Genomic DNA, 15,736 nt, shown 5'->3' on the forward strand with positions numbered 1-15,736 from the left:
TTTAGGGGAATTTTGTGCTTTTTCTTGATTTTTACTGTTTTTTTATGTTTTTATAAAACTCTAAAGATTATTTATTATTTATTTTTCTTATATATGAGGTTTTGGGTTCTAATTCTATTGTTCTTTTTTCATTACTCTCGTCTATTAATTCAATATAACATTTATCTGTAATTTCATATTCATATGCTTCATTCCCATTATTACTTAATTTTGAATATATTTTCCCATTTGATGCAAAAGAGATTTGTCCTAAAGTTGATGTGTTATTACATGAAATATTAATATCCTTTATTCCATAGTATTTAGATAGTAATACATATTTACTATTTTCATTTTTTTCTAAGCAATAATTTGAAGAATAAATATTTTTATTTGTTAATGGATCTTTTAATGTATCTTCAACACTTGGATGACCTGTTTTATTTTTATCACTATATATTACATAATAGATACCCTCTTGATCTTTTCTGCATCTAAAGAATTTCATAGTCCACCTAGATTTATACCATAAAGTACTATTTTCATCATATTTATTATCAATCATTGCTTGATATCTTGTTTGTTTTAAGTAAATAATTAATCTATTTGTTACTTCATCAATTTTACTAATTTTTGTTTTTGAAATAAATATAGTATATAAAAGAGATAGTAATAATATTACAATAACTAATTCTAGTAGTGAAAAAGATCTTTTCATTAAATCTTTTTTATATATAGATTTAATATTTTTATATGTTTATATTTTATATCAATTAATTCATCAAATTCATTAATTTTATCTTCTGATATATAATATTCATTTCCTTTTTCTATTCCATAAAATTTCAATCTTAAAATCAATTCATCATCTTCACTAAATATATTATTTATATTTTTAAACTTTAACTCATTAGCAATCTCTTTTGCAAAATGATATTTGTAAACAAAATGTTTTTTTGGATTTGCAAGATATGTATATAATGGTTTATTTACAATTGTTAAAAGTACATTTAATGCAAGCATTATAACAACAAGAAAAACAACTATATTATAGTTTTTTCTAAACTCTTTTAATCGAACTCTATACGAATGGAAAAAACCTTTTATCATATATGGTAAGAAAATCACTACATAAGGAGCAAAATCTTCTATATATATTCTTTGTCTAAATGAGAACAACAATGATAGTAATAATGCTGTTGTTGAAATATACCAAACTAAACTAGGTTTTTCTTTTGTCCCTACTCTATAAATTGTATAAAAGAAATAAATAAAAAGTAATGGTGAGAATATTGATGCATAAGTTCCAAAAGTATCTACTAAAAAACCTTTTGGTTTTCCATCTGTACTAAAACCATATATAAACATTGATGCTATAAAAAGTAAAGATGTTATTTGAAGTAATTTTTTTTCTTTTTCTCTATAAGCATAAAAAGCAAGAGCTAAAAATAAAATAGCAAATGAATTATCAATAAATAAAAACAATCCTAATAATATATATGAATGAGTTTTTTTAACGTAATAAATATATAAATATAAAAGCGTACAAAAAGTTACAATAATTGCACTATTAACTAAAAGTGAAGCACTTAAAACACCTGGTAAAAGCATAAAAAGTATTATTGATATAAATCTATCTTTTTCATATTTAAAATAACCTTCTGTCATTTTATACATTAGTATTGAACTTAAAACATATAAAATAATAAAAGGTAATCTAAGGGCTATATCATTTTGACCAAAAATAAATATAGAAGTTTTTGTAATATATGTAAGAATTGAAGTATTTTCAAAGACATTTAAAGCTTCTTTATATGAAATACTTAAACTATTCGCAACAAATAATAATACTATTACTACAATAGTTAATAAAGAATAGAAATAATAGTTATATTTGTTTTTTTCAATCATAGTTTTAAAAAGTTATCAATCATTTCATAGCCATACTCACTCATAATTGATTCTGGATGAAATTGTACTCCGTAAATTTGTTTATCTTTTATCTCTAATGACATAATTTCATCATCATCCATACTCATAGATGTTGGAATTATGCAAGAAGGAAGATTGTCTTTATTAACAGTTAAAGAGTGATATCTAGTTTCAATAAATTCATTTGGTAAACCATTAAAAATAACTGTATCTTTAATCACTTTCATTTTTGAAGTTTTACCATGCATCATATTTTTAGCACGAATAACTTCACCTCCAAATACTTGAGCAATACTTTGATGACCTAAGCAAATCCCAAAAATTGGTTTTTTATCAGCAAAATATTTAATAACTTCTAAACAAACACCAGCATCATCTGGAGTTGCTGGTCCTGGAGATATTATAATTTTTTCTGGATTTAACTTTGCAATTTCTTCTACACTTAACTCATCATTTCTTATTACTTTTAAGTCAGCACCTAATTCTAAACAATATTGAACTATATTGTAAGTAAATGAATCATAATTATCTATCATTAAAATCATTTATGTAATTCCTCTTTAAATTTATCCATTTCTGCTCTAATTTTATCTAATTCAATCTGAGGAACATTTTCATCAACAAACCATTTAACTTCATCAATTCTTCCTCCGTAATCTTCACCAAGTTTTTCAATTTTTTTTGAATATTCATTGATATCATTGCATATTTCTATACGACCATCTACTAAATCTTTTAATTCGATATATGCAGTACCTAATTTATTACATTTAATTCTTGATTCGAAAATTACTTGCATTTAGTTTATCCTTAAAATAAAAAAACATTATATCAATAAATAAATATTTTTTAATTAAAACGAATTTAATCTTTTATGATAATCATTCTTAGTATTAAGATTAATTAAAGCTTCTCTAGATTATAATTTCAATAACAATTATCAAAATAGATAAACAAAAGGAAAGACATGTTAAAAAAGTTAGCATTAAGTACATTAGTTCTTACAAGTGCATTATTTGCAAGTAATGAAGTAAATGTATATTCACATAGACATTATGATACAGATAAACAATTATTTAAAATGTTCGAAGAAAAAACAGGTATTAAAGTAAATGTAGTAAAAGCAAAAGCTAGTGCTTTAATTAAAAGAATTGAATCAGAAGGTAAAAAATCTCCTGCTGATGTATTAATTACTGTTGATGCTGCTGGTTTATATGCTGCTAAATCAAAAGATTTATTACAATCAATTAATTCAAACTATTTAACAACTAATATTTCTGAAAATTTAAGAGATAAAGATAATCAATGGTTTGCTTTAACAAAAAGATCAAGAGTTGTTGTACATAAAATTGGTTCAGATGTACAAAATCAATTAAAAACATATGAAGATTTAGCTGACCCTAAATTTAAAGGTCAAATTATGGTTAGATCTTCAAATAATGAATATAATCAATCATTATTAGCAGCTGTAATTGCTCACCATGGTGAAGAGTATGCTTTAACTTGGGCAAAAGGTGTTGTTGCAAATATGGCAAAAGAACCAAAAGGTAATGATAGATATCAAGTAAAAGCAGTAGCTAATGGTATTGGTTCAATTGCAATTGCAAATACTTACTACATTGGTAAAATGGTTGATAATAAAGATAAATCTCAAAGAGATGCAGTTAGTAAAATGAAAATTTTATTCCCTAAATTTGAAAATGGTGGAACACATATTAATGTATCAGGGGCTGGTGTTGCTAAATATTCTCCAAATAAAGAAAATGCAATTAAATTTATTGAATTCTTAGCTTCAAAAGATGCACAAAAATTATTTGCTGTTGGGAATTATGAATATCCAGTATTAAAAGGTGTTGAATCTTCTAAACTTGTTTCATCTTGGGGAGAGTTTAAAGATGATACAATTTCAATTAACACTTTAGGTGAAAATAATAAAGCTGCTGTAAAAATATTTGACAAAGCAGGATGGAAGTAATTAGAATTGATAAACAATTTCTCAAAAATCAAAATAAGTAGTGTTTTATTAACACTACTTATTAGTGCACCAGCTGTAATAATATTCTTATATTTATTTATAGGAAATACTGAAAACTGGGAACATTTAAAAAATACCTTACTATTTGAATATATATATAATTCATTATATATAATGTTTGGAGTTGCAATATTAACTTCAATTATTGGTTTTTCAACTGCATACTTAACTTCATTATATACTTTTACATTTTCAAACTTTTTTCATTATGCATTAATATTACCTTTTGCTATTCCTACATATATTATGGCTTTTATTTATGGAGGAATGTTTGATATAACTGGTTCTGTAACAACTTTTATATTAAATATTCTTGACAAAGATATAAGTGAAGTAGCATTCTTTGATATTATGTCTATTGAGGGTGCAATAATTATAATGTCTTTAGTTTTATACCCTTATGTATATTTAGTATGTAAAACTTATTTATCTTTTGAATCTGCATCAATTATTGATGCTTCTAAAACATTTAATTTATCATCATGGAAAATATTAACAAAGGTAATTTTACCAATTTCAAGACCTGCAATAGTTGCTGGTGTTACACTTGCTGTTATGGAAGCTGTTAGTGATTTTGGTGTAATGGATTATTTTGGAATAAGTACTTTTGTTACTGGAATATTTAGAACATGGTTGGGAATGGGAAGTGTTGAAGATGCTGCTAAACTTGCAAGTATTTTAATGACTTTTGTATTTTTAATTATAGTTTTAGAAAGAATTCAAAGAAGAAATAAATTATATAAAAGTTCAGGAAAAGATTTTAGACCAATTGATAAAACAAAACTTACAGGTTTTAAAAACTTCTTAGCAGTAAGTACTTGTTTTATACCTTTCTTTTTAGGATTTTTATTACCATTTATTCAATTATGTTTTTGGTTTGCACAGTCATATGAAGAGATTATTGATGAAGATTTTATTCACCTTTTATATCAAACATTATCATTGGCATTTTTTAGTGCATTATTAATCACTGTTCTTGCTTTATTATTTGTATATAATGTGAGAATAAATAAAGATAAAACATCATCAACTTTAACTCAAATTGTAAAATTAGGTTATTCAATTCCAGGTGCTGTAATTGCAGTTGGAATCTTATCATTATTTGCAATAATTGATACATATGTAATTGATTTAGTTTCAGATACTTTCCTTTTATCTGGAACTATAATTGCAATGGTATTTGGTTTTTGTGTAAGATTTATTGCAATTGCTATAAATAATTTTGAAGCAGGTTTTTCAAGAATTCCAAGCTCTTATGATGATGCTGCAAAAATATTAAATGTAGGTGATTTTAAAACTTTTAGAAAAGTTTTTATTCCATTATTAAAAAACAGTGCATTTGCTGCTTTTATAATTATCTTTATTGAAGTTATAAAAGAGCTTCCTTTAACAATGATACTTAGACCTTTTAATTTTGATACCTTAGCTGTAAGAGCATTAGAATTAACACAACAAGCACAAATTATTGAATCTTCTGTTCCTTCTATGTTTATTATATTAATAGGAATGATTTCAATAGTACTTTTAGCAAAAAATATGAACAAGGCTTAATAATGGTTAGTGTAAATAATTTTAGTATTTCATTTAATGAAACAAAGATATTAGAAAATATAAATTTTGAAGTATTTCCAGGAGAAATTGTAACTTTACTTGGTAAAAGTGGATGTGGTAAAACTACTATTCTTAGAGCAATTGCTGGTTTACAAAAAGAGCATCAAGGTAGTATTTGTATAGGTGATGCTTGTGTATCTTCAGAAGATGTATTTGAACAAAATAGAGAAGTTGGTTATATATTTCAAGATTATGCACTTTTCCCACATTTAAATGTTGAAGAGAATATTGCATTTGCTTTAGATAAACTTTCTAGAAAAGATAAAGAAAAAAGAGTAAATGAACTATTAACTCAATTTGATATTTTATCACATAGAGAAAAACAAATACATCAACTTTCAGGTGGACAACAACAAAGAGTTGCAATAGCAAGAGCAATGGCTAATAATCCAAAGATTTTATTATTAGATGAACCTTTTGCAAATTTAGATTCACAACTTAGATATAAAACTAAAATGTGGTTAAAAAACTTAATTAAAAAATTTAATCTAAGTGCAATACTTGTAACACATGATAAAAAAGAAGCATTATCTATTTCTGATAAAATTGGAATTATTGAAGATAAAAAACTACTTCAATTTGCAGATGCAAAAGATATTTATCATAATCCAGAAAATTTTTATATTGCAAATTTTTTATCAGATATAAATGTTTTATCAAATGAAGTTATTGAAAAGTTTGATTTACAGATAAATGATAATCAAATTGCAACAGCATTAATTGAAAAATGTAATATTACTACAAATAAAAATGAATTTGAATTAGAAATTATAGATGAATCATTTTGTGGTGAGTATTTTGAAGTTGTAGTAAAACTAATAGCTTATACTTCAAATAATACAATTATGCTAAAACTAAAAACTACAGATTTTAAAGACAATCAAAAATACTATTTAGCCTTAGAAAAAGAGGATATTAAAATAGTTTTACGATAAAAGATAAGATTTCTCTTATCTTTTATAATTTTTACAATTGATACTGTTTTTTAAACTCATCACTAATATCAATAATTCCTCTTTCTTTTAATGAATCAAGAACGCTTTGTGTACAATCAACATCATCAGGCCATCTTCTTTTAAAGTTATCAAAAGAGTTTTTATTTGTTCCATCTAAACAAATAGTATTTGATTCAAAATAGATATCTCTATTTGAGTCAATATTATTTACAACTCTCCAAACTAACATATAAGTATTATCTAAATCATTTTGATTTGCATCATCAACAATTACTAATATCTTAATATTTTCAAAAACAGCTTTTAAATCATCAAAAAGATGTTTTTGACTTCTTTTTTTATCAACTTTGATTACAGTAATTGGATTTTTTGTATTTGTAAAATACTGTTTTACACCTTTTACTTCATCAGAAATTGCTTGCATTTTAAATAATAATTCATCATCAGAAATTAAAGTAATACCTAATTCTTCAATCTCTTCACCTGTACAATCAAGTCCGAGTTTACCACCTATTGCAAATTTAGGAGATGAGTGATCAAGTGCATCAACTACACCCTTTGAAATCATAATATCATCAATATTAACTCTATTTAAAATATGTTCAACAACAGCTGTGTGATCTGTTAAATCAGGTGCATCTTCATTTACAAATAATGCATGTTTAACAAAAGACATTTGACCTACTCCCCAAAATGCATGCATCATTTGTTGAGCATGACCTGGATATAAAGTTTTGATTTTTGCTAAAATTAGATTATGAAAAACTCCATTTTCAGGCATATAATAATCAATTAAATCAGGTGCTGTTGTTTTTAATAAAGGTAAGAAAATTCTCTCTGTTGCATGCCCCATATACTTATCTTCTAAAGGTGGTTTTCCAACAACTGTTGCTAAAAATGTAGGTTTTGCTTTTGAAGTAATTGCAGTAACTTCCATAAATGGATACTCTTCTTCTAAAGTATAATAACCTGTATGATCACCAAAAGGACCTTCTATTCTTAGTTTTGATGGATCTACAAATCCTTCAATAACAAAGTCATTATCTTTTGGTATCCAAATATCATTTGTAATTGATTTTACCAATTGTGCACTTTTGTTTTTTACAAAACCATAAAGCATAAGTTCAAATACACCTATAGGTAAAGGTGCTTGTCCACACCAAATATACATTGGATCTCCACCAATTCCAACTGAAATTGGCATTTTTTTACCTGCTTTTTTATATTCATGGAAGAAATGATTTGAATCTTTATGAATTTGCCAATGTAGTCCTAATGTATTATCAGGGTAAACTTGAAGTCTATACATTCCAAGGTTTTTCATCTCACCATTTAATGAAGTTGTATAAACCTGACCCATTGTAATAAATGGTCCTCCATCTTGCTCCCAAGTTGTTAAAACTGGTAAATCAGATAGTTTGGCATCTTTTCCTAATTTAATAACTTGCTGACACTCACCTTTTCCTTTATTCTTTTTAGGAATAGTGTTTTTTAAAGCAAATAGTTTTCCAAAAGTAGATAATTTTTCACTTAATGTCGTAGGTGGTTTCATTTTTAAAAGTGATTCAATCTCTTTTCCAATTTTATCACCATCTCCAATAAATAGTTCAACTGCTTTTTCATTACAAAAAACATTCATTAAAACTGGAATATCAAATTTTTTACCATTTTTTCTGTCAACAACATTTGTAAAAAGAAGTGCTTTTGAATCTTCTTTCTTAACTTCAATATATGCAATATGTGGAATCTCTAAATATATATCTAGTTCATCATCAATAATTCTTAATAAATCGTTTTTCTTTAATAGTTCAATTGCTTCTTTCATTTTTCCCTCAAAATAAACCTAATAAGGTAATTAGTATAAATCTTATATCATTTTATCAATAAAAAATAGTTTATAATAGAGGTTTTATATATGTTTTATAATTTTGATGAAGAAATAAATAGAAAAGGCACAAATTGTGCAAAATATGATGGTTTAAAAAGATATTTTGGTTATGAAGATTTAAATCCACTTTGGGTTGCTGATATGGATTTTAAAACTCCAAGTTTTATAAATGATGAAATTATAAAATCAGCACAAAATTCAGCCTATGGTTATAGTATTGATAGTCATGAATTATATGATGCTATTATTTCATGGCAAGAAAGACGTCATAATTGGCAAATAAAAAAAGATGACATATATATGATAAATGGTGTAGTTCCTGCATATTCTGCTTGTATTGAAGCTTTTAGTAATGAAGGTGATGAAGTTATAGTTCAAACACCTGTGTATCCACCATTATTTAAATGTGTAAATGCAAATAATAGAAAAGTTATTACAAATGAACTAAAAGAAGATAATGGTTATTACACAATGGATTTAGAAGATTTAGAATCTAAAATAACTAAAAAAACTAAAATTTTATGTTTATGTTCACCACATAATCCAGTTGGAAGAGTTTGGAAGAAAGAAGAACTTGAAAAATTAGCCGATATTTGTATAAAAAATAATATTATGATAATTTCAGATGAAATACATTCAGATATTACTTTTAAAAAATTTATTCCATTATCATCTATTAGTGAAAAAATTGCACAAATCACTATTACTCTTAATTCAGCAGGAAAAACCTTTAATATTGCAGGGTTAAACTGTGCTTATGCAATTAGTAAAAATAAAAATATCTTAGATAGTTTCAAAAAAATTGCACAAAAAAGGGAAATTCAATCAATTAATTTCTTTGGTTATATTGCTACAAAAGCTGCATATGAAAAAGGTGATGATTTTGTTGATGAATTAAAAAAATATATTTATGAAAATATATTATTTACTCAAGATTATCTAAAAAATAATTGTCCAAATATTAACTTTATGTTACCAGAAGCAACATACCTAATTTGGTTAAATTTTAAGCAAACTTCACTATCTCATGGTAACATAAAAGAGGTATTATTAGAAAAATCAAAAGTAGCATTAAATGATGGTGTTTCTTTTGGTAGCAATGGAAAGTATTATTTTAGACTAAACTGTGCATTAAGCAAACATAGCTTGAGAGTAGCACTGGACGATATTTCAAAGTACTTTAAATAATAAAGTTATCATAAAGTATTACCTTTTTTCTCATTATAGAAATAATAGTTTTGTAAATCAACTAAAATCTTTATAAGAAAATTAAATTAGTGTACAATCGATGAACAATATTAATAAATAGGGATACAAAATGTCAACAGAATTAATTCTTGCGTCTGTTATTTTTGTTGCTATTGGTTTTATTCTAGTTGGTGTTTTTGTTTTAACAAAATTCATCGGACCTAGAAACCAATATGCACAAATGAAAAATACTGTATACGAAAGTGGTGTTTCTAATCCTGTAGGAAACACTAATATTAGGTTTTCTATTAAGTTTTATCTAGTTGCCATTTTGTTTGTTCTATTTGATGTGGAAATCATTTTTATGTTTCCTTGGGCTGTAAATATAAAAGAACTAGGATATCTAGGGCTTTTTGAAATGTTTATGTTTATGGGATTATTATTTGCAGGATTAATTTATATCTATAAGAAAAAGGCATTATCATGGGATTAGGAGCAGAAGCTAGTTTAGGTGATTCGATAGTTACAACGAAACTTGATCATGCCATTAACTGGGGTAGATCTTATTCGCTATGGCCAATGGTATTTGGTACTGCTTGTTGTGGTATTGAATTTATGTCTGTTGCTGGTGCTAAATATGATTTATCTAGATTTGGTGCAGAAGTTGTAAGATTTTCACCAAGACAAGCAGATTTACTTATAGTTGCAGGAACAATTTCATATAAACAAGCTCCAATTTTAAAAAAAATATATGAACAAATGTGTGAACCAAAATGGGTTATATCTATGGGTGCATGCGCTTGTTCAGGTGGATTTTACGATAATTATACAACATTACAAGGAATTGATCAGATTATTCCTGTGGATGAGTATGTTGCAGGTTGTCCACCAAGACCAGAAGCTGTATTAGATGCAATTATGCGAATTCAAGAAAAAGCAAATGATGAATCAATAATTAAAGACAGAGTTAAAGATTATAAAGGATTTTTAGATGTTTGAATGTGATTTAATAATTGATGCAAATGATATAAAATCAACAATTTCAAAGTTAAAAACTGAAGATAATTATAATATTTTACTTGATATAACAGTAATTGATTATTTAGAATATCCTGAAGTTACAACTTCTAGATTTGCAGTAGTTTATATTTTAAGAGATAAAACTTTTAAAAAACAAATATCTATAAAAGCATTTATTGATGATAATACATTAGCAGTTGATACTATTTCTGATTTATTTCATTCTGCAAATTGGGCTGAAAGAGAAACTTATGATCAATATGGTATTAAGTTTATTGGTCATCCTAATTTAAAGAGATTATTAAATCATCATCAATTTAAAGGACATCCTTTAAGAAAAGATTATGAAATAACTAAAGGTCAAATCTGTACAGAAACTGAAGATTTAATGGATGAAATGAACCCTTTATTAGAAAAAAAGGGTTATACACCTGAAGAAATAAATGATTTAATGCTTTTAAATGTTGGTCCTTCTCATCCAGCTTCACATGGTACTATTAGAAATTTTGTAGCTTTAGAAGGTGAAACAATCACAGCTTGTGTTACTGAAATTGGTTATTTACATAGAGGTTTTGAAAAATCTTGTGAAAATCATACCTATTCACAAGTTATACCATATACAGATAGATTAAACTATTGTTCAGCAATTTTAAATAATATTGGTTATTCAAAAGCCGTTGAAGAGATGTTAAAAATAGATATCACACCAAGAGCTAAATCAATTAGAATAATAATTGGTGAATTAAGCAGAATTATTGACCATCTTGTTTGTAATGCAGCAAATATGGTAGATTTAGGTGGATTAACTAACTTCTGGTACTTATTTGCACCTAGAGATACTGCTTATGATTTATTATCTAAATTAACAGGAGCAAGACTTACAAATTCATATACAAGAATTGGTGGTTTAGAGTTTGATTTATATGATGGTTTTGCGCAAGATTTAGAAGTAGTTTTAAAAGAAGTAGAAACAGCTTGTGCTGATACATTAAGTTTAATTACTCATAATAGAATCTTTCATGATAGAACACAAGATGTTGGAGTTATTAAACAAGATTTTGCATTAAGTGCTGGAATTTCAGGACCAAACTTAAGATCAACTGGAATTGCTCATGATTTAAGAAAAGACAAACCATATTACGGTTACGAAAACTTTGATTTTGATGTAATTGTAGGTTCACATGGTGATGTTTATGACAGAATGATGTGTAGATTTGAAGAAATGGTTCAAAGTACAAAAATAATTAGACAAGCAATGAAAGAGTTACCAGATGGTCCTATAAATGTAGATGCACCTTCTATTTTATTACCTTCTAAAAAAGATGTTTATGGAAATATTGAAGGTTTAATGAATCAATTTAAACTTACTTTTGAAGGTATTAAAGTACCAAAAGGTGAGTATTACTCTGCTACTGAAGCTGGAAACGGTGAGCTTGGATTCTTTATTGTAAGCAATGGAGAAGGAAAACCATATAAAGTAAAATGTAGACCACCTTGTTTTTATGCACTTGGTGCATATTCTAATATAGTTGAAGGTGGAATGCTTGCAGATGCTGTTGTTACAATGGCAAGTATGAACTTTATTGCTGGGGAGTTTGATAGATAATGAAAACATTTGTATTTACACCAGAAAATGAAAAGAAGTTTCAAGAACAAAGTAAAAAATATCCAAATTCTGATGCTATGATGTTACCTTGTTTATGGTTAGTTCAAGAACAAGAAAACTGGGTTTCACCAGAAGCAATGGTATTTATTGCAAATAAATTAAAGAAAACACCTATTCAAGTTTATGAAGTTGCAACATTTTATACAATGTTTAACTTAAAGCCAATTGGAACATATCATATAGAAGTTTGTAAAACTCTATCTTGTATGATGATGGGTGCAAATGATCTTATAAAATTTATAAAAGATACAATTGGAATAGAACCAGGTCAAACTTCTAAAGATGGTAAATTTCATCTAAGTCAAGTTGAATGTCTTGGTGCTTGTGGTGGTGCTCCTATGTTTGCATTAAATGGGCAATATCATGAAAACCAAAGTGTTTCATCTTTAGGTGATCTTTTAAAGGAGTGTAAATAATGCTTGTAAATGTTGTAAGTAAAAAATTTGACATCCCTGATTATCACACTTTAGAGGTTGCATTAAAAAATAATGCTTACTCTTCAATTCCTAAATTATTCACAATGAAACCTGAAGAAGTTACACAAGAAGTTGTAAATTCAGGACTTAGAGGAAAAGGTGGTGGTGGTGCTGCTTGTGGTCCAAAATGGCAACTTATGCCAAAAGATGATCCAAGACCTGCTTATTTAATTGTAAATGGTGATGAATCAGAACCAGGTACTTTTAAAGATAGACAAATTTTCCAATATGATCCTCATTTATTAATTGAAGGTATTATCTGTTCTTGTTATGCAATTAATGCACATGATGCATATATCTATATAAGAGGAGAATATAAATTCTTCTCAGATAGAGTAGAAAATGCTATACAAGAAGCTCTTGAAGCTGGAATTATTGGCGATAAAGTTATGGGTCATGATTATAGAGTTAATATTACAGTTCATAGAGGTGCTGGAGCTTATATTTGTGGGGAGAAATCTGCACTTATTGAATCTTTAGAAGGTAAAAGAGGACATCCAAGACTTAAACCACATGGTAAAGAGTGTGAGTGGTTTTTTGATAATCCTGCAACTGTTAATAATGTTGAAACAATTGCAACTGTACCTTTTATTGTTGAAAATGGATATGAAGCTTATACAGCTTATGGAACTAAAACTTCACCTGGAACAATGTTATTTGCAATGAGCGGACCTGTTAAGAATCCGGGCGTTTACGAATTAGCATTTGGAAACAAGATGATTGACTTCTTAAATGAAGTTGGTGGTGGAATGAAAGATGGAAAAAAATTAAAAGCAATTATTCCTGGAGGTTCTTCTTGTCCGATTTTAACGGCAGAAGAAGTTCAAGAAGCAGTGCTAGATTACGAGTCAATGTGGGACATTGGTTCAACATTAGGTACAGGAGGAATGATTGTAATTGATGAAGATACATCTATGGTTGATGTTGCTAAAAATCTTATAGAATTTTATCACCATGAATCATGTGGACAATGTACACCTTGTAGAGAGGGTTGTGGATGGATAGATAATATTTTAAGCAAAATTCTTGCAGGTGATGGTTCACAAAAGGACTTAGAGACAATACTTGATGTATGTAGTACTATGAATGGTAAAACAGTTTGTGTATTTGCACCAGCTGTAAAAGATATTATTCAAAGTATTGTTAAAAAGTTTCCACATGAATTTGTGGCACATTTTAAAAATCAAAATTAAATTTATTTAAATTATATTAAGGAGAAAATTAATGGCAAAAAATACTATGACACTAACTGATAATAGAGATGGTAAAGCTTATGAATATAATATTATAGACGGAACAAGAGGACCAAGCGTAGTTGATATTTCAACATTTTATAAAGATTCAGGAATGTTTACTTATGACCCAGGTTATACTTCAACAGCTTCATGTGATTCTAAAATCACATTTATTGATGGTGAAAATTCTGAGTTAAGATATAGAGGTTATGATATTGCTGATTTAGCTGGTAAACACTCATACTTAGATGTATGTTATTTACTAATGAGAGGTGAACTTCCAACTGAACAAGCTTCTAAGAATTTTGATTTAGAGATTAGACATAGATCATTTTTAAATGAAGGTTTAATTAGAATTTTTGATGCATTACCAGATGGTGCACATCCAATGGCAACTATGGGTGCAGCAACTATGGCACTTGCAGCATTCTATAAAGATCATTTAAATTTAGAAAATGAAAATGACTTTAAAGTTATGAGAAGAAGAATTTTAGCTAAGATGCCTACAATTGCAGCTATGGCTTATAGAAATTCTATTGGTACACCACTTATTTACCCAGATGTAAATAGATACTTTACTGAAAACTTCTTATATATGTTAAGAGCTTATCCAGGTGGAACTATGAAAAGACTTCCAGATGGTACAAATGAAGAGATTAAACAAGTTGAAGTTGATGCACTTGATGCAATCTTTACTTTACATGCTGATCATGAGCAAAATGCTTCTACTACAACTGTAAGAAATGTTGGTTCAACTGAAGCTCACCCTTATGTTGCTATTTCTTCTGGTATTGCTGCATTATGGGGATCTGCTCATGGTGGTGCAAATGAAAAAGTAATGGATCAATTAAAATTAATTGGTGATGTTAAAAATGTTCCTACTTATATTGCTAAAGCAAAAGATAGAAACGATCCATTTAGATTAATGGGATTCGGACATAGAGTATATAAAAACAGAGATCCAAGAGCTGAAACTTTAAAAGGTTTACAAGATAAATTAAAACAAGAATTAAATCTTGATTCTAAATTATTAGATATTGCTGCTGCTGTTGAAGAAGCTGCATTAAATGATGATTACTTCAAAGAAAGAGGTTTATATCCAAATATTGACTTCTATTCAGGTGTAATCTTAACAGCACTTAAAATTCCTGTTGAAATGTTTACTCCAATCTTTGTTATTGGTAGAACTCCAGGATGGATTGCACAATGGTCTGAGTTAAAACAAGATCCAAAACATAAAATTGCAAGACCTAGACAATTATATACAGGAAAATAGTACAAAAATAACCAAGTGTAAGGGGATATATATGAGTGAAATGGTAGAAATCACAGTCAATGGCGCACAAATGCAAGCTTCAAAGGGAAGCTTGCTTATTGATAAGTTACTGGATGAAAATATCCATATACCTCATTTTTGTTATCACCAAGCACTAGGTAAAGATGGAAATTGCCGTATGTGTATGGTTGAGATTGAAGGTCAAAAAAGACCTCAAATCGCTTGCGATACTCCAATAAAATCTGGTATGAATATCAGAACTAAGGGTGAAAATATTGAGAAAGTAAGACGAGATATTCTTGAATTACAACTTATAAATCACCCTATTGACTGCCCTACTTGCGATCAAGCAGGTGAATGTAAACTACAAGACTACTATATGGAATCTGGATTTTATGAATCAAGAGTAAATATAGATAATAAAACTAATCATGAAAAAAGAATCGATATAGGTTCTAATGTAATGTTAGATAG

16 protein-coding genes are annotated in these 15,736 nt (G+C 27.4%); 11 read left to right on the forward strand and 5 right to left on the reverse strand.

Translation table 11 applies throughout. The features are described from left to right. Positions 1-67: 67 nt before the first annotated feature. Genes ACERKK_RS04995 through ACERKK_RS05010 form a run of 4 tightly spaced genes read right to left on the reverse strand, consistent with a single transcriptional unit; the run spans position 68 to position 2,710 of the window. Positions 68-697, reverse strand: a complete 630-nt coding sequence (locus ACERKK_RS04995; protein WP_373771981.1) for a type II secretion system protein — start codon at positions 695-697, stop codon at positions 68-70. Beyond that, positions 697-1,890, reverse strand: coding sequence for a hypothetical protein (locus tag ACERKK_RS05000; protein ID WP_373771982.1), 1,194 nt, complete (start codon positions 1,888-1,890; stop codon positions 697-699). Before ACERKK_RS05000 ends, ACERKK_RS04995 begins: the two co-directional genes overlap by 1 nt. Next, a complete protein-coding gene (locus tag ACERKK_RS05005) occupies positions 1,887-2,456 on the reverse strand; it encodes an aminodeoxychorismate/anthranilate synthase component II (RefSeq protein ID WP_373771983.1) in 570 nt (189 codons plus the stop codon). Before ACERKK_RS05005 ends, ACERKK_RS05000 begins: the two co-directional genes overlap by 4 nt. Beyond that, complete coding sequence (locus ACERKK_RS05010; RefSeq protein ID WP_373771984.1) at positions 2,453-2,710, reverse strand: hypothetical protein; 258 nt, start codon at positions 2,708-2,710, stop codon at positions 2,453-2,455. The genes ACERKK_RS05005 and ACERKK_RS05010 overlap by 4 nt, the downstream gene beginning before the upstream one ends. Positions 2,711-2,878: 168 nt before the next feature. Between ACERKK_RS05010 and ACERKK_RS05015 the strand changes: the two genes are divergently transcribed. Genes ACERKK_RS05015 through ACERKK_RS05025 form a run of 3 tightly spaced genes read left to right on the forward strand, consistent with a single transcriptional unit; the run spans position 2,879 to position 6,492 of the window. After that, entirely contained in the window at positions 2,879-3,886 is a 1,008-nt protein-coding gene (locus tag ACERKK_RS05015; RefSeq protein WP_373771985.1) for a Fe(3+) ABC transporter substrate-binding protein, read from the forward strand. Positions 3,887-3,892: 6 nt separating this feature from the next. Next, positions 3,893-5,497 (forward strand): ABC transporter permease, encoded by a 1,605-nt coding sequence (locus tag ACERKK_RS05020; protein ID WP_373771986.1) that lies wholly within the window; start codon positions 3,893-3,895, stop codon positions 5,495-5,497. Positions 5,498-5,499: 2 nt separating this feature from the next. After that, a complete protein-coding gene (locus tag ACERKK_RS05025; protein WP_373771987.1) occupies positions 5,500-6,492 on the forward strand; it encodes an ABC transporter ATP-binding protein in 993 nt (330 codons plus the stop codon). A 31-nt stretch (positions 6,493-6,523) separates the two neighbouring features. Here the strand turns inward: ACERKK_RS05025 and ACERKK_RS05030 are convergent, their stop codons facing one another. Then, complete coding sequence (locus ACERKK_RS05030) at positions 6,524-8,338, reverse strand: menaquinone biosynthesis decarboxylase (protein ID WP_373771988.1); 1,815 nt, start codon at positions 8,336-8,338, stop codon at positions 6,524-6,526. A 90-nt stretch (positions 8,339-8,428) separates the two neighbouring features. Between ACERKK_RS05030 and ACERKK_RS05035 the strand changes: the two genes are divergently transcribed. The 8 genes from ACERKK_RS05035 to ACERKK_RS05070 all read left to right on the forward strand — a co-directional run. Continuing rightward, positions 8,429-9,589, forward strand: a complete 1,161-nt coding sequence (locus tag ACERKK_RS05035) for a MalY/PatB family protein (RefSeq protein ID WP_373771989.1) — start codon at positions 8,429-8,431, stop codon at positions 9,587-9,589. A gap of 130 nt (positions 9,590-9,719) precedes the next feature. After that, entirely contained in the window at positions 9,720-10,082 is a 363-nt protein-coding gene (locus ACERKK_RS05040; RefSeq protein ID WP_373771990.1) for an NADH-quinone oxidoreductase subunit A, read from the forward strand. Then, a complete protein-coding gene (locus ACERKK_RS05045) occupies positions 10,073-10,588 on the forward strand; it encodes an NADH-quinone oxidoreductase subunit B (RefSeq protein ID WP_373771991.1) in 516 nt (171 codons plus the stop codon). Before ACERKK_RS05040 ends, ACERKK_RS05045 begins: the two co-directional genes overlap by 10 nt. Next, positions 10,581-12,215, forward strand: coding sequence for an NADH-quinone oxidoreductase subunit D (locus ACERKK_RS05050; RefSeq protein WP_373771992.1), 1,635 nt, complete (start codon positions 10,581-10,583; stop codon positions 12,213-12,215). The genes ACERKK_RS05045 and ACERKK_RS05050 overlap by 8 nt, the downstream gene beginning before the upstream one ends. Continuing rightward, positions 12,215-12,691, forward strand: coding sequence for an NADH-quinone oxidoreductase subunit NuoE (nuoE, locus tag ACERKK_RS05055; protein WP_373771993.1), 477 nt, complete (start codon positions 12,215-12,217; stop codon positions 12,689-12,691). The genes ACERKK_RS05050 and nuoE overlap by 1 nt, the downstream gene beginning before the upstream one ends. Further along, entirely contained in the window at positions 12,691-13,944 is a 1,254-nt protein-coding gene (gene nuoF, locus ACERKK_RS05060) for an NADH-quinone oxidoreductase subunit NuoF (protein WP_373771994.1), read from the forward strand. The genes nuoE and nuoF overlap by 1 nt, the downstream gene beginning before the upstream one ends. A gap of 31 nt (positions 13,945-13,975) precedes the next feature. Further along, positions 13,976-15,262, forward strand: coding sequence for a citrate synthase (locus ACERKK_RS05065; protein ID WP_373771995.1), 1,287 nt, complete (start codon positions 13,976-13,978; stop codon positions 15,260-15,262). A gap of 31 nt (positions 15,263-15,293) precedes the next feature. Further along, positions 15,294-15,736, forward strand: a 443-nt coding sequence (locus tag ACERKK_RS05070; RefSeq protein WP_373771996.1) for a 2Fe-2S iron-sulfur cluster-binding protein, incomplete at its 3' end; no start/stop codon positions are given.

The organism is Poseidonibacter sp., assembly GCF_041821165.1.
GTDB lineage: Bacteria > Campylobacterota > Campylobacteria > Campylobacterales > Arcobacteraceae > Poseidonibacter.